The sequence below is a fragment of the Aeromonas sp. R7-1 genome (genome assembly GCF_040908115.1).
GTDB lineage: Bacteria > Pseudomonadota > Gammaproteobacteria > Enterobacterales > Aeromonadaceae > Aeromonas > Aeromonas caviae.
This window is the reverse complement of record NZ_JBFODD010000064.1, coordinates 1-18,056: the sequence shown is the minus strand read 5'-3', so window position 1 is coordinate 18,056 and position 18,056 is coordinate 1. Positions and strand designations below refer to the sequence as shown.

The following is an 18,056-nucleotide window of genomic DNA, read 5'->3' as shown; positions in this document are numbered from 1 at the left end:
GCAAGAAAGGCTTATCAGGCAGCCAGGTTCTTGGCCACGAATTCCCAGTTTACCAGGGCCCAGAAGGTTTCCATGTACTTCGGACGCAGGTTGCGGAAATCGATGTAGTAGGCGTGTTCCCACAGGTCGACGGTCAGCAGCGGGGTGGTACCGGCTTCGGTCAGCGGGCAACCGGCGTTGGAGGTGTTGACGATGGCCAGGGAGCCGTCAGCCTTTTTCACCAGCCAGGTCCAGCTGGAGCCGAAGTTGCCGATGGCAGACTTGGTGAACGCATCCTTGAACTCGGCGAAGGAGCCGAAGGCCTTGGTGATGGCATCGGCCAGGGCGCCAGTGGGCTCGCCACCGCCGTTCGGGGAGAGGCAGTGCCAGTAGAAGGTGTGGTTCCAGATCTGGGCAGCGTTGTTGAAGACGCCACCAGTGGAGGTCTTGATGATCTCTTCCAGAGACTTGCCTTCAAACTCGGTACCCGGCACCAGGTTGTTCAGGTTGACCACGTAGGTGTTGTGGTGCTTGCCATGGTGGTATTCCAGGGTTTCCTGGGAGATGTGCGGTTCCAGAGCATTGATTGCATAGGGCAGAGCGGGAAGTTCGAAAGCCATTTTCTACTCTCCATTGGCTGGTCCGTGCGAAGGCGACGGTTGCAAGACATTGCGTACTCTTTTCTATCTTGAAAAGAATTGTTCTTGAAATGAGGGGGCCAGACGGCCCAAAGCCCGTCGATTGTAGCAGTATCAAAGATGGGCGAACAACCCTTGATTCTTGCCATGATCCGGATCAAGCTGCGGCGTATTGATGCATGACTTCTTTCATTCGCAACGGTTTGCCAGTTTGTGGTCTGCCCGGATTGCAGTAGAATGGCCGCCGAAATCGCTCCAGTGAGGCATTTATGGAAACTATTGAAAAGATCAAACAGCAGTTGGCTGAGAATCCCATCATCCTCTACATGAAGGGATCCCCCAAGCTGCCCAGCTGCGGTTTCTCTGCCCAGGCCTCCCAGGCCCTGATGTCCTGCGGCGAGCCTTTCGCCTATGTCGACATCCTGCAGAACCCGGACATCCGCGCCGAGCTGCCGAAATTCGCCAACTGGCCCACCTTCCCGCAACTGTGGGTCGAGGGCGAGCTGGTCGGTGGTTGCGACATCATGATCGAGATGTTCCAGGCCGGCGAGCTGCAGACCCTGATCAAGGAAACTGCCGCCAAGCACAAGCAGGATGACGCTGCCGCCGAATAAGGCCGCATCCATACCATGCAAAAAGGGGAGCCACTGGCTCCCCTTTTCTTTGTGCCCACGACAGACATCAGGCGATGCGTTCGAGACGCGCCATGTAGAAGCCGTCGAAGCCGGTCTCGGCCGGGCTGACGTTGTGATCGCTGATCAGGCGGAAGTGCTCGTTGGCGGCGAGGAACTTGTCCACCTGCTGGCGGTTCTCCTCGGGCAGGATGGAGCAGGTGGCGTAGACCAGCAGGCCGCCCACCTTCACCATCTGGCTGTAGCGCTGCAGGATCTCCTCTTGCAGGGCGACCAGCACCGGCAGGCGCTCGGCGGTGTCGCGCCACTTGGCATCCGGGTTGCGCTTGAGCACGCCAAGGCCGGAGCAGGGGACGTCCAGCAGCACGCGATCGGCGCTTTCTTTCAGGCGCTTGACGGTCTTGCTGCTGGTGATGACCCGGGTCTCCACGTTGTGGGCACCGGCGCGGCGGGCGCGCTGCTTGAGGTTCTCCAGTTTCCACTCTTCCACGTCCATGGCCAGCAGACGGCCCTTGCCCTGCATCATGGCGGCCAGGTGCAGGGTCTTGCCGCCGGCACCGGCACAGGCGTCGATGACCCGCATGCCGGGCTTGACGTCGAGGGCCGCGGCCACCAGCTGGGAGCCGGCATCCTGCTGCTCGAAGCAGCCATCGGCAAAGGCCTGGGTACGGAACAGGGCGGCGTCCGAGGTCACTTGCAAGGCAGTCTCCACTCCGTCGACGAGCACTGTGGTGACATGCTCTTTGGCCAGCATGGCTTGCAGCTCGTCCCGGGTGCACTTGAGGGTGTTGACCCGCAGGTAACGCTTGGGCATCCAGGCCAGGGCGGCACGCTCGGCCGGCCAGGCGTCGCCCAGTTGCTCGCTGCCGAGCTTTTCCAGCCAGGCAGGGCAGCCGTCCATCAGCACCGGGTTCTTCTTGGCCTCGGTCAGGCGGCGGCGGAACGCCTCCTCGTTGAAGCGATCCAGGGTCGGGTGGTTGGGCTGATCTATCTTGTGGAAGGCGTGCCAGCTGTGCAGCAGCGGCCAGACATTCTTCTCCGCCTGACGGACCTGGATGCCGGTGAGGAAGCAGTAGAGGCTGAGGCGGCGCAGCAGATCGCCGGTGACCAGGGCAATCCTTGCCTGTTCTTGCGGTTTGAGTTCGATGCCGGAGAAGTGACGTGCATAGGAGCGGTCGAGGGTAAGACCCTGACCCAGCACATCGTCAACGATGGCAACGACCAGATCCCCGAAACGGGGCAACAGTGGGGACTTGAGCATGAGATTAACCTTGGCCAAAGAAAGAGTGAACCGGCCCCGTCGAAGAGGGGTTCTGGAACGGACAAATCCGCGCCATGATAGGGGCTAGTCTGCATTGGTGCAACCTTCCCCATTCGGGGAATGTACAGAGGATGTTGCTGGACTAATCGGACCAGCGGGCAAATGATGCCGTGGCAGTTCAGGTGAATCCGTTTAAAAAGGAATTAAAAAGATGCAGTTGATGAAATATTCTCCGCTGGCGGTGCTGGTGGCGGGTCTGATGACGTCCGGCAACCTGATGGCCGGCGAGTGGCATACGGTCACGGCGCGGGCCACCGCCGCCGATGGGTACGAGGTGAGGGCCAGCCAGTATCGCATCGTCACCGTCTCCACCGATTACCTGGCTGCCCTGAAGGGGGGCGAGCGCCGCCTGACCCTGCCCCTGCCGGATGGCAAGGAGGTGACCTTCAGCCTGCAACCCTATGATCTGCTGCCGGCGGATCTGGCCGCCAAATATCCCGATATCCTGGCCTTCAAGGGGTACAACGAAGCGGCGCCGGGCGAGACCGGGCGCTTCGATCTCGGTCCCCAGGGATTCCACGCCATGTTCAGCCATGAAGGGAAGATGGTGTTCGTCGATCCCCTTCGCAATGGGGAAGGCTATGCCGTCTATTACCAGCAAGATGCCCACAGCCGGCTGGAAGAAGAGGCGGACAAGGTGATCGGGGGCGAGGCCAAAAAGCTGGCCCGCCAGGTGCTGGTGGATGGCAACGAGCGCAAGCGCTATGTCATCGCCATCTCGGCGGCGGGGGAGTACACCCAGTATCACGGCGGCACCGTGGAGGCGGGTCTTGGCGCCATCACCACCCTGCTCAACCGGGTCAACGAGGTCTACCAGCGTGACGTGGCGGCCGAATTCCAGCTCGCCAGCGGCAACGACACCATCATCTTCACCGACGTGGCGAACGATCCCTTCAACAATGATGACGGCGATATCGATGCCAACATGCAGGTGCAGGCCGATGCCCTGACCAAGGGGCTGGGGGCCTTCGACATCGGCCATGTGGTCAACACCGGTGGCGGCGGCCTGGCGGGACTGGGCGTACTCTGCACCCCTGACAAATCGGCGGGGATGACGGGCTCCTCCGAGCCGGTGGGGGATGCCTTCTTCATCGACTACGTAGCCCACGAGATTGGTCACCAGTTCGGGGCAGACCACACCTTCAACGGCACCACAGGCAGTTGTGGCGGCGGCAACCGGGAACCAAGCCAGGCCTGGGAGCCGGGCAGCGGCAGCTCCATCATGGCCTATGCAGGGATCTGCGGAGACGAAGATCTGCAGCCCCACAGCGAGCCCTATTTCCACAGCAAGTCCATCGAGCAGATGCGGGCCCACATGGCCACGGAGCCAAATTGCGGCACCCCGTTGGCGCTGGTCAACAATGCGCCCCAGGTGGCGGCAGGCAATGACTACGTCATCCCTGCCAACACCCCCTTCGTGCTCAAGGGGGCGGGGGCCGATCTTGACAGCGATCCGCTGAATTACACCTGGGAGCAGATCGATCTGGGGACGGAGTCGAGCAGCCCGGCCACCATGGTGGACGACGGCAGCCGCCCGCTGTTCCGTTTCGTGGCGCCCACCAGCGTGCCGGAGCGCACCCTGCCGAGTCTCACCTCCCTGCTCACCAACACCCTGGCGATAGGGGAGGCCTGGCCTGCCACCAACCGGGACCTGAACTTCCGCCTCACGGCGCGGGACGGCAAGGGGGGTGTCGCCAGCGATGACATGAAGATCCAGGTGGTCAACACCGGCAAGGCCTTTGCCCTGACCAGCCCGGTGGTGACCCCCCTGGGGGCGGGCAAGACGCAGACCATCAGTTGGGAAGTGGCCGGCACCAATGCCGCCCCCATCAACTGCAGCAAGGTGGATCTCTTCATGACCCGGGACGAGGGGGCAAACTGGACTCCCCTTGCCAGCGGCAAACCCAACTCGGGCTCGGCGAGCGTCACCATCCCGGCGGGCCAGGACGGCACTGCCCGCTTGAAGGTGGCGTGCAGCGACAACATCTTCTTCGCCATCAGTCCCCTCAAGCTCTCGGTCACCCAGCGCGGTGAAGAGGGGGGAAGCGGTGGCGGCGGTGCCCTCGGCTTCTGGACCCTGGCTCTGGCGTTGCTGGGCTGGCAGCGGAGGCGGGCATGAGACTGGCCGGGGTGCTGCTGCTCACCCTGCTCGGCGGTTGTCAGGCCGATGCAGACACCCTGGATCAGGCGGTCAGCGCCAGCCTTGCCAGGCAGGATTACCGGCTGATCGTGCGGGCCGGGCGCGGCGAGGTGGCGCCCGGGATCGCGGCGGATCAGCAGGCGGCGGCCAAGGCGCGCTGCGGCGTGCGCTATCTCGATGGATTCGGGGATGTCATCAAGCCGGATCAGAAGGAGGCCCATGCCAGGCTGAGCGCCTATGCGGCGGACTACAACCGGCGCATGCTGGCCCATTGCCCGTCGGTTGACGGCAAGCAGTAGGCTGACGGTCATCGGCATAAAGAGGGAGGCATGAGCCTCCCTCTTTTTTTGCTCCGCCATTTGGCCGCCCCGAGGCTTGTACCCATGGCGCGCTCGTCGCACAATGCCTGCACCCATCGCCGCACGGGCGGCAGAGAAAGAGAGAAGGAAAATCAAGATGATGGATGTGGCTGATCTGCGTCGCGAATACACCAGGGGTGGACTGCACCGGGCCGATCTGCCGGCCGAGCCCCTCGCCTTGTTCGAGAAGTGGCTGGCCCAGGCGTGCGAGGCCAAACTGACCGATCCCACCGCCATGGTGGTGGGCACCGTGGATGCCGATGGCCAGCCCTGGCAGCGCACCGTGCTGCTCAAGCACTACGATGCCGAAGGCATGGTGTTCTACACCAACATGGGCAGCCGCAAGGCGCATCAGCTGGAGGGCAACCCCCGTATCAGCCTGCTCTTCCCCTGGCACACCCTGGACAGACAGGTACACGTGACCGGTCGGGTGGAGAAGATGAGCACCTTCGAGGTGATGAAGTATTTCCACAGCCGTCCCAAGGACAGCCAGATCGCCGCCTGGGTCTCCAAACAGTCGACCCGCATCTCGGCCCGTGGCGTGCTCGAGGCCAAGTTCCTCGAACTCAAGCAGAAGTTTGCCAATGGCGAGGTGCCGCTGCCGAGCTTCTGGGGTGGTTTCCGGGTGCGCATCGACACCGTCGAGTTCTGGCAGGGCGGGGAGCATCGTCTGCACGATCGCTTCTATTACAGCCGCGAGGGGGACGGCTGGCACATCGAGCGCCTGGCGCCCTGATGAACATCGCCCGGCTCAAGAATTTCACCGAGATAGTGAAGAACAACTTCAACATCTCGGCGACGGCGGAGAAGCTCTATACCTCCCAGCCGACCCTCAGCAAGCAGATGAAGATGCTGGAAGAGGAGCTGGGGCTGGCGCTGTTTACCCGCAAGGGCAAGAACCCGGCGGGCCTGACCCCCATGGGGGAGCAGGTGATGGAGCTGGCCAGGGGAGTGGTGGCCCAGGTGGAGCAGATTGGTCAGCTTTCCCTCGGGGATCAGCTGGCCACCAGCGGGGTGCTGCGCATCGCCACCACCCACACCATGGCCCGCTACAAGCTGCCGGCGGTCATTACCGAATTCTCCCGCCGCTACCCCGAGGTGAGCATCCAGCTGCATCAGGGAGCCCCTGCCCAACTGGCGCAGATGGCGCAAAACGGGGATGTGGAGATGGCCATCGCCACCGAGTCCATGCACCTGTTCGACGAGCTGGCGACCGTGCCCTGCTATCGCTGGGGGCGCAGCGTGGTGGTGCCCCACGGCCATCCGCTGCTGGACTGCCAGCCGCTGGCCATGGCGGATCTGGCCCGGTATCCCCTGATCACCTATGTGTTCGGCTTCACCGGCCGCTCCAAGATGGACAAGGCGTTCGGTCGCCATGGCCTCAGCCCCCGCATCGTGCTGACGGCCACCGACAGCGACATCATCAAGCACTATGTGCGCCTGGGCATGGGGGTCGGGGTGATCGCCACCTCGGCGTTCGACGAAGGGGACAGGGAGAGCCTGGTCTGCCTCAACATCGATCATCTGATTGCCTCGAGCGTGGCCCATGTGTGCCTGCGCAGGCACGCCCACCTGCGGGACTACATGTACGACTTCATCCACCTCTATGCCCCCCATGTGAGCCGGGAGACGGTGCAGCTGGCGCTGCTCAACCAGGGAACGCCCGCTCCGTCTGCGACCCTGCCCTGGCTCTGAAGGCCGTCAGGGGAAGTCAGATGTGCTGCATAGATGCAAAAAAGAGAGGCCAGTAGCCTCTCTTTTTTGTGATAAGTGGTGTCCTGTGCTGCCTTTTCCCGGTGATCCCTCTCTCCCGGCTGTCGTGGCCACCAGATTGACGGCGCTCCGGGTGCCGAGCAGCAGATCGCCATCATCCAGCAGGGCCTCGGGGTGCGGCAGCCCCCTTGCTGCTTAGGGGGTACGGGTCGCCAGATTGACGAAGATCTGGGCTCCCACCAGCAGGCAGTCGTCGTCCAGGTAATAGGGGTTCGCGTGCAGGTAGTTACAGATCCCCTTGGCCTGATTGCCGCTGCCGAGGAAGAACATGGCCCCCATGCGGCTTGGCGTGGCGTTGATCATGTAGCTGAAGTCCTCGCTGCCGGTCATGGGCTGGCCCTTTGCGTTGATCCCGTCGCTGGACAACACCTCCGAGGCGGCTTGTTGCAGGCGCTCGCAGGCCTGGGGGTGGTTCTCCACTGCCGGGTAGCCGGCATGGACCATGGTGGTCTTGAAGCCGCGCAGCTCGCTCTGGGCGATGATGTCCCTGAAGCTGTTTTTCAGGATCTGGTCGGTTTCGGCATCCATGGCGCGGATGGTGCCACGGGCCTGCACATGATCGGCGATGGCGTTGGGAATGGTGCCGCCGTTGATCATGCCGCAACCAAAGACCGCCGGGCTGAACGGGCTGGTGCGCTTGGCGACGATGTAGTCCATGTCCTCGATGATCCGCACCGCCTCCCGGATGGCATCCAGCCCCTTGTGGGGGGTGGAGCCGTGGGCGGAGATGCCGTGCACATCAAGCGTCCAGGCAGACCCCCAGGAGGACATGACCCCCTGGTTGAACTTGATGGTGCCCGTCTCCATGGCGCCGTCGTTGTGCAGGGCATAGACCTCGTCCACCCCCTTCATGCAGCCAAGCTCAACCATCTTTTCGGCACCGGGGACGCGCATGTCCTCTTCCGCCATCTGGAAGATGAAGCGGACGTTGTACCGCAGGCGCTCGCGGTTGGCGGCCAGAAACCTGGCGGCGGTCAGAGCGATCGCCATGTGGGAGTCGTGGCCGCAGTTGTGGGCCATCCCCTCATGGGTGGATTTGAACGCCACCTCGCTCATGTCGTGCATCTCCAGGCCATCCATGTCGGCACGAAAGGCAATGGTGGGCAGGGTGGGGTCGACCGCCAGATCCCCGTGAAAACCGGTGAAACCGGGGTACAGGGTGATCCTGTAGCCGAACTCTTCCATCAACCCACGGCAGTAGGCAGAGGTCTTGAACTCGGCCCCCGAGTATTCCGGGATGCGGTGCAGGTGGTGGCGCACTTCGTAGCTGAAGTCGCGCAGTGCCAACAGGTCAGGTTCGATATGGTAGTGGTTCATCAGATGATCCCTTGAATGGAGAAACCGAGCTGGGCAACCAGGGAGGCGCCAAAGAAGCAGCAGGTGGAGACGATCATGAAGATGAGGATCACCTTCCACGACATCTTCTTGAGCTCCTCCAGCTGACCGCCCACCGAGAGGCCGGCGAAGGCCAGGAGCGGCACGCAGCAGGAGAGGAAGGAGATCTTGGCCACGGCATCGATGAAGAGGCCGCGCACCGGGGTCTCGGGCAGGCAGATGAGAATGCCGATGATGGTGGCATAGGCAAAGGCCGGCAGGGAGGAGGGCAGGTAGCGCTTGGTCACCAGGGAGGCGAACACTACCAGGGACATGGCGATGAAGCTGTCCCCCATCTGCCACAGCGGCAGGCCCGAGGTCAGGGTCTGGGTGAACATGGCCAGCAGGATCGCCAGGAAGACGAAGCGCATATCCATCACGATGCTTTTCATGCTTTCTCTCCTTTGGCGGTCAGGGCATAGATTTTTTCAGCGAGCGGCAGACCCAGATAGGTGAGGGAGAGCGCCCCCAGGGCCGACGAGAGCAGGTTCGAGGCGGCGGCGATGCTGAGCACCTGCTGGGCCATCGCCTCGTCCAGGCCGTTGATGAGGGCACCGGAGGCGGCGCTCAGCATGGAGCCGGATCCCACGCCGGAACCGGCGGCCAGGGCCAGGGGGTGCAGCCCCGTGAGGGGGGCGATGCTGCCGAGCACGCTGAACCAGAGGGTGCCGATGACGGAGCCGCACAGGTAGATGGCGAGCACGCCGATGTACTCCTGGGAGCCGGTGCCGAACTTGCCCTGGATCACCGCGACCGAGGGTTCACGGCTGATGGAGGAGCAGGCCCCGATGGCACGGCGGCCAAAGCCGAACTTCACCGCCAGCGGAATGGCGATGAGGATGGGCAGGAGGTTGCCTATTTCCTGCAGGAAGAGCGGCACGCCGACGCTCAGGATCATCTTGAGGTTGGGGATGATCATGCCCGCATACTGGGTCCCGAGGATCAGCAGGCTGAAACCCACCATCTTGCCGCAGAAGCCCTCTTCTCGCTCGGTGAAGAGCCTCTTCCAGCCGGGGATGCGATCCTTGACGGGCTTGGCGGAGACGATCATGCCGATGATGACGGCAAAGAGCATGGGCAGGATGGGGATGATGGCGATGCCGAGTCTGATCTCCTGCTTCCCGATGAGGGATTGGGCCACGAAGATCAGCAGGGCGGTCGCCAGGGTACTGACTACTACCGTTTTGAGTGGGCTGGTTGGCTGCATAGTGTGTTCTCTTGTTATCCGTTGTCCTTCATGGGCGTCTTTGGTCGCGCCATGATGGGGGCATGATAGGAAGCGAGGAGGGGAAGGAATGTGACCGCCATCAAGTCAGCCATATGGCATTTTTTCATGGGGTATGCCGTTTAACCATGGTAAACATATGGTTTAACAACTCATTGGCAGCTGCTTATGCTGCCTCAGACAGGAGTGTGGTGCCGCCCGGGCACCCGGTGCCTGATCCGGGGGACGGATGTGGGGGAAGGAATGGATCTGTTGATCGAGGGTGCGCTCTGGCGCCCCTCCTGGCAAGCGGCGTTGCAGGCCTGGCAGCACCGGGGAAACCGCTGGTGGCTGCTGCTTGGCAAAGGGGAGGCGAGGGAGATGGCACCCTGGTCGGTCAGCCCGCCAGATGGCATTCTCCTTGCCCGCGACCTGCTTGCCGCCTGGCTGGGGGAGGCCGCCTCCCCGCTGATGGCGACACAGCCGGACCGGCAGATCCTGATCGCTGCCTCCGGCTCCCTGCTGACCCTGGCCAGAGAGAGCGGCTTGCTCACCCTGGGGCCCGTGGGGGCGGATCACCGCCTCGGTGCCGATGACGACCTCGGGGTTGCCCTGCAACGCCTGCTTGCCCGCCGCCTGATGACCCCGGTGCTGCGCGAGCCTGGCGGGCAGGACGCGCTGGTGCTGCGCCCCCTGCTGCCCGGCGATGAGAGCGCCATCCTGCGTTATTGTTCGGATGCGGCGCTCGCCCGCTATACCCTCAACATCCCCCACCCCTATTCGCCGGAGGCGGCGCGGGACTGGCTTGCCCTGAGCGGGCGCAAGGCTGCTCTCGGGCTGGGATGCACCTGGGCCCTGACTCTGCCCCAGGGGCGTGAAGACGAGCCCGCTCCCTTGGTCGGCTCTCTCTCCCTGCACTGGCACGGGGAGCTGGCATGGTGGGTCGGCGTGCCCTGGCAGAACAGGGGGCTGGCCACCCGGGCCGCGAGCCTGGTCAGGGCGTTTGCCTTCGAGCAGTGGCACCTGCCTGCCCTCACCGCCCGCCACATGCCGGGCAACCTCGCCTCAGGCCGGGTGATGGAAAAGACTGGCATGCACCATGACGGGCGTCGGCCAGATCCGGCCGATGGCGCCCTCGAGCTCGATCACTGGCGGCTGGATCGCCCGGCGCGCCTGACGGATGCACGCAAAGAGGCGTTGGCCCCCTGGCTGGATGACGAGGACGTGGTCGTGGCCATACTGCACGGTGAGGGGGTGGCGCTCTTCATGGCGGGGGAGGCGACAGAGGGCGAGCAGACACTCAGCGGGCTGACGGTGCGGCGCTATCCCCTGGCCATGCTGGCGCCAGAGGCGCCCGGGGTACAGGCCCATGGGGGTGGCGCCCTGCTCAAGGAGTGCGGGGATCTGGGCCTCGCCTATCTGCGGCGATTGCGACAGCCTGACGACGGACGCTGATGGCTTGCCCAGGGGCGTTCATCGCGAAGCCTGGTGCGGGGTCTGTCAGGCGTTTTCCTGAGTCCGTCCTCCCATTTTCAGACAAAGGCAGTGAAGTGGCGCCCCACTTCTGTGGAATAATGGCCGCCCTGCTGTACGAGGAGTAACGCTGTATGTTGAGAACCGAGCGTCCCGGCGACATGCTGCCAGTCTATGAGCTGGTGAGTGCCGCCTTTGGTCGTCCCGACGAGGCCGAACTGGTCAACCGCCTGCGAGAATGTGGGGCCGCCGTGGTCACCATGGTCGAGGAGGAAGAGTACGAGTTCATGGGGCACCTGATGCTGAGCCCGATCACCATTGAGGGACAGGAAGGGCCCTGGCTGGGACTGGCACCCGTGGCCGTGCATCCCGACTGGCAGGGGCAGGGCATTGGCTCGGATCTGGTGCGGGAAGGGCTGGACACGGCACTGGAGATGGACTGGAAGGCGGTGGTGGTGCTCGGGGATCCCGCCTACTACGCCCGTTTCGGGTTTCGGCCTGCCAGCGACTTCGGCCTGCACTGCATCTACGAGGTGCCGACGGAGTGTTTCATGGCGATGGAGTTGCAACCCGGCGGGCTCGACGGGGTAAGGGGCGAGGTGCTCTATCACCCCCTGTTCGATGAAGAGCCGGTGGAGTGACCGCCTGCCCATCCATGAAAAAGGACCCTGAGCGGGTCCTTTTTCATGCCATGCCCATCGCTTGAATGGACGTCACTGGGCCAGTGATTTCAGCTGCTGCTTGCCCGGCGGGTTGTTCCAGTCGATGGGGCCGTGGGTGAAACGGTACTGAAGCCTCGGCAGACTCAGTTCCAGCCACTCCTCCCGGAAGTAGGCATAACCCTGGTCCCAGTCTGGATCCTGCGCCCAGCCGGTTTGCAGGAAGTGGAGCCGGGTGCCCTGGCCCTCCGGCACGAAGCGCAGGCTGACCTGGGTCTTCTGCTGACGAATGTGGGGAAACTGGGGAGGGAAATTCCAGCTGAAGCTGAGCAGATCATGGGGCATGACCGCCATCACCCGGCACCCTTCGCTGCCACGCTCGCCGAGGGGAGCATCGGGTCTGAAATAGATCTCGAACGGTCCGTTGGGTTCCGGGACCATGAGACACTCCGGCGCCAGAAAACTGCGCAGCCCGCTCTCCGTGGTCCAGGCCCGCCAGACATCGTCAATGTGGGCGGGTACCAGAATACTGCCTTCAATTTGCTTGTTATCCATAAATCAGTGAACCTCAAACCAGTCATGGACGGGACCTCGGCAGTATAGCCCCTGAGGCGATAAAATAGGCAGCCCTGTGTCACACGGTTACGTATTCAAGAGGGTCCACATTGCCGATTTGACAGCACGGCGGGATCCATCGAGAGTGGGAAGCGACAAGCACGCAACGCAAGGATGGTGTCATGATCAGAATGATGACGGAAGCTGACGAGCCCATGCTGGCGCAGCTCTTCCTCAAGGGAAGGCGCCAGGCCTTCCATTGGGTTGATCCCGCCCTGTTCCGGCTCGAGGATTTTGCCGAGCAGACCCGGGGCGAGGAGATCTGGGTGGCGGAGAAAGGGGGCAGCCCGTGCGGATTCGTCTCCATCTGGGGGGCCGAGAGCTTCGTGCATCATCTCTACGTGGTGGCGGACTGGCACGGGCAGGGCATGGGGCGGGCCTTGCTTGCCGCCGGCTTGGCCGGATACCCTTCCCCGGCCTCCCTCAAGGTGGCCATGCGCAACACCACGGCGATGGCTTTCTATCATCGCCTGGGCTGGGAGAACACCGAAGAGACGGGTCATTGCGACATCACGGGGCCCTGGCGCAGGCTCAGGCTGGTGTTGACGCCCGATGACGCAGGGGAATAAGCCGCTGGCAGACTGCGGCAACCGCACCGCACATTGATCTCCAGCCCTGGCAGGGCATAAAAAAGCCACTTCGCGGGAAGTGGCTCTTCAACACATCCGGGGGAGGGCAGACCTTCCCCCGCTCAACCGATGATCACAGGGCCGCCACGGCCTCTCTTACCAGGGCGGCCAGCTCTTCCCACCTGCCCTCGTCGATGAGCTTGGCCGGCACCATCCAGGTGCCGCCGCAGGCGATCACGGCATTCAGCCCCAGATACTCCTTCAGATTGGCCGGCGTCACGCCGCCGGTGGGCATGAAGCGCACCGGATAGACGGCGCCCAGGGCCTTGAGCATGGCGGTGCCGCCAGACTGCTCGGCCGGGAAGAACTTGAGGTGGCGCAGCCCCATCTCCATGGCCTGCTCCACCAGGCTGGGGTTGTTGACCCCGGGGATGATGGTGACGTCCTTGTCCAGTCAGTACTGCACCGTGGTCGGGTTGAAGCCGGGGCTGACGATGAAGTCGGCGCCCGCCGCAACGGTCGCATCCACCTGCTCGCGGTTGAGCACGGTGCCGGCCCCGATCAGCAGATCCGGGTAGGCCGCGCGCATCTGGCGGATGGCCTCTACGGCGGCGTCGGCGACGTCGGCCCCTTGCAGGCGTGCGGCGAGATAACCGGCGCTGAAGGAGTCGCCCGCCGCCGTGGTGTCGATCACCTGTTCGGCGGACAACCGCAGGGCGGCGATTTCGATCCGCTGCGTTGCCATGACCACCAGGCAACCTCAGAGCCGCGTTTGACGACGATCTCGCCCACCCCGAAGCCCTGGCTCCCTGGCTGCATTGCGAGCGCAACCCCTACTGGCGCAAGCTCCACGAGCATATCGACGACAAGGCCATCTCCAGCTGGTGCGACGATCACGACCAGATCCTCAAGGCCCTGATGCGCAAGGATCCGCAGGCGGCCAAGCTGGCCATGTGGCAGCACCTGGAGAACACCAAGCAGATGCGCTTCCAGGCCACCATCTTCGATGACGAAATGGAGGATGACCGCTACCTCTTCTCCGAAAATCCCGTCGTTCATCTGACCCAGCCTTCCACTGCCAACGGCTAGTGGAAGGTTCTCGGGGGCGAACCCTCGAGGTTGTTTCAACCCCATGGAAGCGCTGGGCTGATGGCGTGGCCCACAGCTCCCGGGCAAATTGCTGCTCCACTCGCCGGTTTTTGCTGGCGACGCCACCTGGAGCTGGCCCATGTCAAATGCAGCCCCCCCGCAGAGCCTTTGGCCTCAGGTCTGGTCATGCTCTGTGCTCTTGGGGCGGTTACATCCTCTGAAAGCCAGAAAAAGGATACAAAAAGGGCCACTTCTTGCGAAGTGGCCCTTTCCAAACGTTTGGTGCTGGGGGAGGTTGAACTGGATAGTTAATTTATTGATTTAAAATTAAAATAACCAATTCAGAAAATTTTAATATGCCTAACCGTATGCCTAACATCAGAACTTCTGCAGTAACATAGTGTTATCTGGGTTGGCATGGCCATATGTGGTTAATTGGCAGTGGAGGAAATGTTAACTCTTACCTTTCTCAAAAGGTAACTGCCTCTTTCGAAAGCCTGCGCTCTCTGTTGTATCAGTTCCTCGATTGGAAAAAAATTCCCCGTCCAAATTTGCCTATTCATAGAACCCGGAATCGTTCGTTCAACTTCAGATGGCAAATCACAGGAGAACGCTATATCAGTGTCCCCATCCTTCGATGCGCTTTAGGTTCGCTCTATTTCTGTAACACAGACATCGCTTGTGCAAGCAAGTCTGCAGTTACGAGCAACTCTTGCTTGGTGGCACAACGCAGCCCATTTTGAGCCAGCTGGTTAGCTAAGAGGCTTAACGCCTCTGGGTTGTCGATCAAGTGGTTAATCAGTTCTAGGGGGGTCATTCCCTGAGAGTTGCGCTGCCGTGCGAGTTTGGGGGATAGCTGCAGCAAGCGCCTGACGGCATGCAAATTGGCAGTCCAACTCGCCGTGTGCAGTGGTGATTGCCCGTCATCCGTGAGATTGCCTCGCTTGCACGGGTGATCGAGGAGTATATCCACACAACTATCTACCCCAGACTTGATCGCCGAATGTAGAGCAGTCATTCCGTTACTGCTTTGTATTTCTGGATCAGCGCCAGCTTTGAGCATGATGGTTACTAACTCGGTATCTCCTTTCTCAGCCATCAGCATCAAGGGGGTTTGCCCTTTAATATCGGGGATATTTAGTTGTTTAGGGCTCTCTTGTGCCAGTTGGCCGATAAACGAGCGCCAATGCGCCAACATGGCCTCGAACCGACGCGTTTCACTTTGCAGCTCGAGTGGAACAATTAACTTCATTGGAGGCATTATCTGCATAAAAGAAGAATGCATCTTGAGAAGAGCCATCAATACGGAATTTCCATCGACATCAGGCAGGCTAGATTTCAACAATGAACGATTGGCTTTGATCCATTTTTGCAATCCTTCTTCATCACCAGCTTGGAACAATGGCAGCAGGTCGTTAAGTAACTTATCCATCGTACTTTGTATGCTACGGATTTCGGCCTCAATACCTGGATAGGGTTTGTATAGGTCATCCCAAAAGTAATCTGATGCCCAGCGTGCAATATCCTCGATAGATGGAATCGTATCGCACTCGGCCATCATTCCTCCGGCCAGCATCTCCCGATAGTATTTTTCGTGGTTATTGGTGATTAGTTTCTGGTTGGCAACTTCTAAGGCCAGACCATCCCTCGCGATCTCACCACGCACTGGGCCATAATTTCGTTCCAAAGCAGCGTCCAGCGCCTCTCTGAACAGTCTGATTGCCCCCTCAAAATCATTACTGGCAAGCAGGTGCTTGGCTTTGTATTGCAAAATTGGGGCTTTCCATAACTCATACCCTGAGCTGGCTTCAGCTTCATCGAGTAGGATTTGTACCTTGGTTATTGTGTCTTTTGGCCTTTGTTTGCGATCACCATTCAGGTAGCCGTCCAGCCCGAACAGAATTGTTTGGACGGTTTCGGCTGGTGTTGCTGCTATCTCTTGCAAACGCTGGACAGCTGCCTCTTTGGCTCGTGGAGTTAGGGACGGATGCTGCGCGACCTGACTGAGGACCCAATATCGATGCTCTGCCTGCAAGGCGCGCCAAGGTGATGAGGTTCTCATCCGGTCAATCAACCGATAGGTAGCTTGTGTCTCATCAGCATGCGCCTTGAGGAGTTCCAACTTTTTTTGAATGATGGGCATAGCGGATGCAGCGTCGAGTGCAAAGTGATCTTCAAGCATCGCCCCAGGCTGCAAATGGTAGAAATGATGAGTCAATAACTGAGCGAGTTCTAGGTTTGCAGTTTCCCAACGAGAAGGAAGGATCGAAAGGAATATGCCGTTTTTGTCCCATTCAGGCAGATGTGCTTCGAACCACACATTTTCAGCGGCTTCCCCCTGCTCTCTACAATATCGGTATGCATCGATAGTCAGGTTGTAGATAGACTTATAGATGGCGAATAGTTGAAGTAATTTATTTTGCTGGGGATCTGCACACAACTTGTCAATATTGGGAAATAGGTATTTGAGTAGCCGTACATAACCATCCTGCACCGTCCGAGCAAGTAACAAGCGTTGGCGGATAGTGTTGGGTAAAGGTGCTGCATAACGCTCTGCGATGCATTTAACGAAGGTGGCTTGCTCGTCTTCATCTGCCTGCCCGGCCAGAATTGACTCTATGCGACCAGGTTGAGTCATGGGGATTTCCAACAGCAGCTTATCGGCACTCAGCCCTTTTTTTTCCAAAAAACTCAGAACGTTGTTGAATTGTGCAGAAGGGCTGCAATCGTTGTGGAGTAATATCGCGCCGTCAAAACGTAGTTTTATCTTGTCAGAAAAGTACTTATCGATGGTCTCTGGGCGAATCGTGGTTCCATTACGCCAGTTATATAAGGATCGGCGTAAACCATCATTGCCATCCTCGATCAATCCACTATGTTGCTCTGCGAATGCCTCTAGAGGCATACCCAGCAGGTCCAACAGCCAATCGACCACTTGGGCAACCGGCATATATAGGCTAGGTTTGCCATTCACCTCGAAGGGCTCTGGAAGATACCAGTGAATCGCTCCCAGTTCCCTAGACACCTCACAGCCTTAAAATGAGGCAACTATTGGAGGTGTTATGACCCGTCAGCGTTATCCAGAAACATTCAAAATCGAAGCCGTTAAACAAATCACCGAGCGCGGGCGGCCGGTGGCTGACGTTGCACGTGCCATCGGGGTATCCAGCCACAGCCTGTATGCATGGCTCAAGCAGTACGGTAAGCCTGCTGACCAGCAAATAGAAGAGTCTGCCTTGCAAGCCGAGATCCGCCGCCTGAAAACTGAACTGCGCCAGGTCACCGAGGAGCGCAATATTCTAAAGGAGGCCGCCGCGTACTTTGCCAGCGAGTCAAGGAAAGGTACGCGTTCATAACCTCCCGACTCGACCGGTACAGTGTCGTTACCCTGTGCCAAACCCTGGGGGTTCACCGAAGTGGCTTCTACGCGTGGTTGAAACAGCCCACATCGCCACGACAGCAGGAGGACGAACGACTGACCGGATTGGTCAAGCAATCCTGGCTGGAAAGTGGTGCTGTCTACGGTTATCGCAAGATCCATCGCGACCTTCGTGACGCAGGGGAAGCCTGCGGCAAGCACCGTGTGGCCAAATTAATGAAGCGGGAGGGACTGCGTTCGCAAACGGGCTATCAACGCCGCAAGGGGCATTATGGAGGCAAGAGCACGCAAGCTGCCCCAAACACGCTGGCACGTCAGTTTAAGGTGCCAGCCCCCAACATCACCTGGGTGACTGACATTACCTACATTCGCACTCAAGAAGGGTGGCTGTACCTGGCGGTGGTGCTCGACCTGTTCTCTCGCCAGATCGTCGGCTGGGCGATGAAGTCACGCATGACGGCAGACTTGGCGGTTGATGCGTTATTGATGGCCGTCTGGCGGCGTAAACCCAAGCAGCCGGTACTGGTGCATTCGGATCAGGGCAGCCAGTTTACCGGTGGTGAATGGCAGGACTTTCTGAAGGCCCACAACCTGCGTTGCAGCATGAGCCGACGGGGTAACTGTCACGACAACGCGGTCGCCGAGAGCTTCTTTCAGTTGCTCAAACGGGAGCGGATCAAGCGCAGGATTTACGCGACAAGAGACGAAGCCCGCAGCGATGTGTTTGATTATATCGAGATGTTTTACAACCCAATCAGGCGTCATGGTTCCAATGATGGGCTGTCGCCGGTAGAGTTTGAAAGGCAGTTTATTTTTCAGCAACAAAGTGTCTAGAAAACCAGGGGCGATTCA

Annotated in this window: 17 protein-coding genes and 1 pseudogene; 10 read left to right on the top strand and 8 right to left on the bottom strand. The window is 60.5% G+C overall.

The genetic code is table 11. The annotated features are described in order from the left end of the window. Positions 1–14: 14 nt before the first annotated feature. On the bottom strand, positions 15–599 hold the full coding sequence (sodB, locus tag AB5Y51_RS18800) for a superoxide dismutase [Fe] (protein WP_010673954.1): 585 nt from the start codon (positions 597–599) through the stop codon (positions 15–17). 287 nt (positions 600–886) lie between these two features. Between sodB and AB5Y51_RS18795 the strand changes: the two genes are divergently transcribed. Then, positions 887–1,231: a Grx4 family monothiol glutaredoxin gene (locus AB5Y51_RS18795; protein WP_010673955.1), complete on the top strand. Its 345-nt coding sequence runs from the start codon at positions 887–889 to the stop codon at positions 1,229–1,231. 67 nt (positions 1,232–1,298) lie between these two features. Here the strand turns inward: AB5Y51_RS18795 and AB5Y51_RS18790 are convergent, their stop codons facing one another. After that, positions 1,299–2,510 carry an RsmB/NOP family class I SAM-dependent RNA methyltransferase gene (locus AB5Y51_RS18790; RefSeq protein WP_368178968.1) on the bottom strand — a complete coding sequence of 404 codons (1,212 nt, stop codon included), beginning with the start codon at positions 2,508–2,510 and terminating at the stop codon, positions 1,299–1,301. 211 nt (positions 2,511–2,721) lie between these two features. On the opposite strand from AB5Y51_RS18790, the gene AB5Y51_RS18785 reads away from it, so the two are divergent. From AB5Y51_RS18785 to AB5Y51_RS18770, 4 genes are all read left to right on the top strand, one after another. Next, positions 2,722–4,689, top strand: coding sequence for a reprolysin-like metallopeptidase (locus tag AB5Y51_RS18785; RefSeq protein ID WP_048207250.1), 1,968 nt, complete (start codon positions 2,722–2,724; stop codon positions 4,687–4,689). Continuing rightward, positions 4,686–5,009: a hypothetical protein gene (locus AB5Y51_RS18780; RefSeq protein ID WP_239053150.1), complete on the top strand. Its 324-nt coding sequence runs from the start codon at positions 4,686–4,688 to the stop codon at positions 5,007–5,009. Before AB5Y51_RS18785 ends, AB5Y51_RS18780 begins: the two co-directional genes overlap by 4 nt. Before the next feature lie 157 nt (positions 5,010–5,166). Continuing rightward, positions 5,167–5,805 (top strand): pyridoxamine 5'-phosphate oxidase, encoded by a 639-nt coding sequence (gene pdxH / locus AB5Y51_RS18775; protein ID WP_368178966.1) that lies wholly within the window; start codon positions 5,167–5,169, stop codon positions 5,803–5,805. Continuing rightward, entirely contained in the window at positions 5,805–6,764 is a 960-nt protein-coding gene (locus AB5Y51_RS18770; RefSeq protein ID WP_368178965.1) for a LysR substrate-binding domain-containing protein, read from the top strand. The genes pdxH and AB5Y51_RS18770 overlap by 1 nt, the downstream gene beginning before the upstream one ends. A 213-nt stretch (positions 6,765–6,977) precedes the next feature. Here AB5Y51_RS18770 and AB5Y51_RS18765 read toward each other — a convergent pair whose 3' ends face one another. Genes AB5Y51_RS18765 through AB5Y51_RS18755 form a run of 3 tightly spaced genes read right to left on the bottom strand, consistent with a single transcriptional unit; the run spans position 6,978 to position 9,423 of the window. Further along, positions 6,978–8,159, bottom strand: coding sequence for a M20 family metallopeptidase (locus AB5Y51_RS18765; protein ID WP_368178963.1), 1,182 nt, complete (start codon positions 8,157–8,159; stop codon positions 6,978–6,980). After that, complete coding sequence (locus tag AB5Y51_RS18760; RefSeq protein ID WP_010673962.1) at positions 8,159–8,608, bottom strand: hypothetical protein; 450 nt, start codon at positions 8,606–8,608, stop codon at positions 8,159–8,161. Before AB5Y51_RS18760 ends, AB5Y51_RS18765 begins: the two co-directional genes overlap by 1 nt. Then, positions 8,605–9,423: a DUF3100 domain-containing protein gene (locus tag AB5Y51_RS18755; protein ID WP_010673963.1), complete on the bottom strand. Its 819-nt coding sequence runs from the start codon at positions 9,421–9,423 to the stop codon at positions 8,605–8,607. Before AB5Y51_RS18755 ends, AB5Y51_RS18760 begins: the two co-directional genes overlap by 4 nt. A 261-nt stretch (positions 9,424–9,684) precedes the next feature. Here AB5Y51_RS18755 and AB5Y51_RS18750 point away from each other — a divergent pair, with 261 nt between their 5' ends. Both AB5Y51_RS18750 and AB5Y51_RS18745 read left to right on the top strand, forming a co-directional pair. Continuing rightward, positions 9,685–10,875: a GNAT family N-acetyltransferase gene (locus AB5Y51_RS18750; protein ID WP_368178961.1), complete on the top strand. Its 1,191-nt coding sequence runs from the start codon at positions 9,685–9,687 to the stop codon at positions 10,873–10,875. 152 nt (positions 10,876–11,027) lie between these two features. Then, a complete protein-coding gene (locus tag AB5Y51_RS18745; RefSeq protein WP_010673966.1) occupies positions 11,028–11,534 on the top strand; it encodes a GNAT family N-acetyltransferase in 507 nt (168 codons plus the stop codon). 72 nt (positions 11,535–11,606) lie between these two features. On the opposite strand, the gene AB5Y51_RS18740 is transcribed toward AB5Y51_RS18745, so the two are convergent. After that, a complete protein-coding gene (locus AB5Y51_RS18740; protein ID WP_010673967.1) occupies positions 11,607–12,107 on the bottom strand; it encodes an SRPBCC domain-containing protein in 501 nt (166 codons plus the stop codon). Positions 12,108–12,289: 182 nt separating this feature from the next. Between AB5Y51_RS18740 and AB5Y51_RS18735 the strand changes: the two genes are divergently transcribed. Then, positions 12,290–12,736: a GNAT family N-acetyltransferase gene (locus tag AB5Y51_RS18735; protein ID WP_039039888.1), complete on the top strand. Its 447-nt coding sequence runs from the start codon at positions 12,290–12,292 to the stop codon at positions 12,734–12,736. Between the two features lie 133 nt (positions 12,737–12,869). Here the strand turns inward: AB5Y51_RS18735 and eda are convergent. After that, positions 12,870–13,481, bottom strand: a pseudogene (gene eda, locus AB5Y51_RS18730) (bifunctional 4-hydroxy-2-oxoglutarate aldolase/2-dehydro-3-deoxy-phosphogluconate aldolase). Positions 13,482–13,537: 56 nt separating this feature from the next. On the opposite strand from eda, the gene AB5Y51_RS18725 reads away from it, so the two are divergent. Continuing rightward, on the top strand, positions 13,538–13,825 hold the full coding sequence (locus tag AB5Y51_RS18725; RefSeq protein ID WP_323941800.1) for an FCD domain-containing protein: 288 nt from the start codon (positions 13,538–13,540) through the stop codon (positions 13,823–13,825). 655 nt (positions 13,826–14,480) lie between these two features. Here the strand turns inward: AB5Y51_RS18725 and AB5Y51_RS18720 are convergent. Then, the gene (locus AB5Y51_RS18720; RefSeq protein ID WP_368178959.1) at positions 14,481–16,850 is read right to left on the bottom strand and encodes an ankyrin repeat domain-containing protein; all 2,370 of its coding nucleotides are present in this window, start codon (positions 16,848–16,850) and stop codon (positions 14,481–14,483) included. Between the two features lie 37 nt (positions 16,851–16,887). Here AB5Y51_RS18720 and AB5Y51_RS18715 point away from each other — a divergent pair. Beyond that, positions 16,888–18,038, top strand: a protein-coding gene (locus AB5Y51_RS18715) for an IS3 family transposase (protein ID WP_319903933.1) whose coding sequence is annotated in 2 segments (ribosomal slippage) — positions 16,888–17,125 and positions 17,125–18,038 — 1,152 coding nt in all. Because the reading frame shifts where the segments join, the coding sequence is not laid out codon by codon here. Positions 18,039–18,056 lie beyond the last annotated feature (18 nt).

What these genes read in the sequence shown, in the direction of transcription:
- sodB (WP_010673954.1), bottom strand. Translation starts at nt 599, where the DNA reads ATGGCTTTCGAACTTCCCGCTCTGCCCTATGCAATCAATGCTCTGGAA.
- pdxH (WP_368178966.1), top strand. Translation starts at nt 5,167, where the DNA reads ATGATGGATGTGGCTGATCTGCGTCGCGAATACACCAGGGGTGGACTG.
- AB5Y51_RS18790 (WP_368178968.1), bottom strand. Translation starts at nt 2,510, where the DNA reads ATGCTCAAGTCCCCACTGTTGCCCCGTTTCGGGGATCTGGTCGTTGCC.
- AB5Y51_RS18735 (WP_039039888.1), top strand. Translation starts at nt 12,290, where the DNA reads ATGATCAGAATGATGACGGAAGCTGACGAGCCCATGCTGGCGCAGCTC.
- AB5Y51_RS18745 (WP_010673966.1), top strand. Translation starts at nt 11,028, where the DNA reads ATGTTGAGAACCGAGCGTCCCGGCGACATGCTGCCAGTCTATGAGCTG.
- AB5Y51_RS18765 (WP_368178963.1), bottom strand. Translation starts at nt 8,159, where the DNA reads ATGAACCACTACCATATCGAACCTGACCTGTTGGCACTGCGCGACTTC.
- AB5Y51_RS18795 (WP_010673955.1), top strand. Translation starts at nt 887, where the DNA reads ATGGAAACTATTGAAAAGATCAAACAGCAGTTGGCTGAGAATCCCATC.
- AB5Y51_RS18740 (WP_010673967.1), bottom strand. Translation starts at nt 12,107, where the DNA reads ATGGATAACAAGCAAATTGAAGGCAGTATTCTGGTACCCGCCCACATT.
- AB5Y51_RS18785 (WP_048207250.1), top strand. Translation starts at nt 2,722, where the DNA reads ATGCAGTTGATGAAATATTCTCCGCTGGCGGTGCTGGTGGCGGGTCTG.
- AB5Y51_RS18770 (WP_368178965.1), top strand. Translation starts at nt 5,805, where the DNA reads ATGAACATCGCCCGGCTCAAGAATTTCACCGAGATAGTGAAGAACAAC.
- AB5Y51_RS18760 (WP_010673962.1), bottom strand. Translation starts at nt 8,608, where the DNA reads ATGAAAAGCATCGTGATGGATATGCGCTTCGTCTTCCTGGCGATCCTG.
- AB5Y51_RS18780 (WP_239053150.1), top strand. Translation starts at nt 4,686, where the DNA reads ATGAGACTGGCCGGGGTGCTGCTGCTCACCCTGCTCGGCGGTTGTCAG.
- AB5Y51_RS18750 (WP_368178961.1), top strand. Translation starts at nt 9,685, where the DNA reads ATGGATCTGTTGATCGAGGGTGCGCTCTGGCGCCCCTCCTGGCAAGCG.
- AB5Y51_RS18755 (WP_010673963.1), bottom strand. Translation starts at nt 9,423, where the DNA reads ATGCAGCCAACCAGCCCACTCAAAACGGTAGTAGTCAGTACCCTGGCG.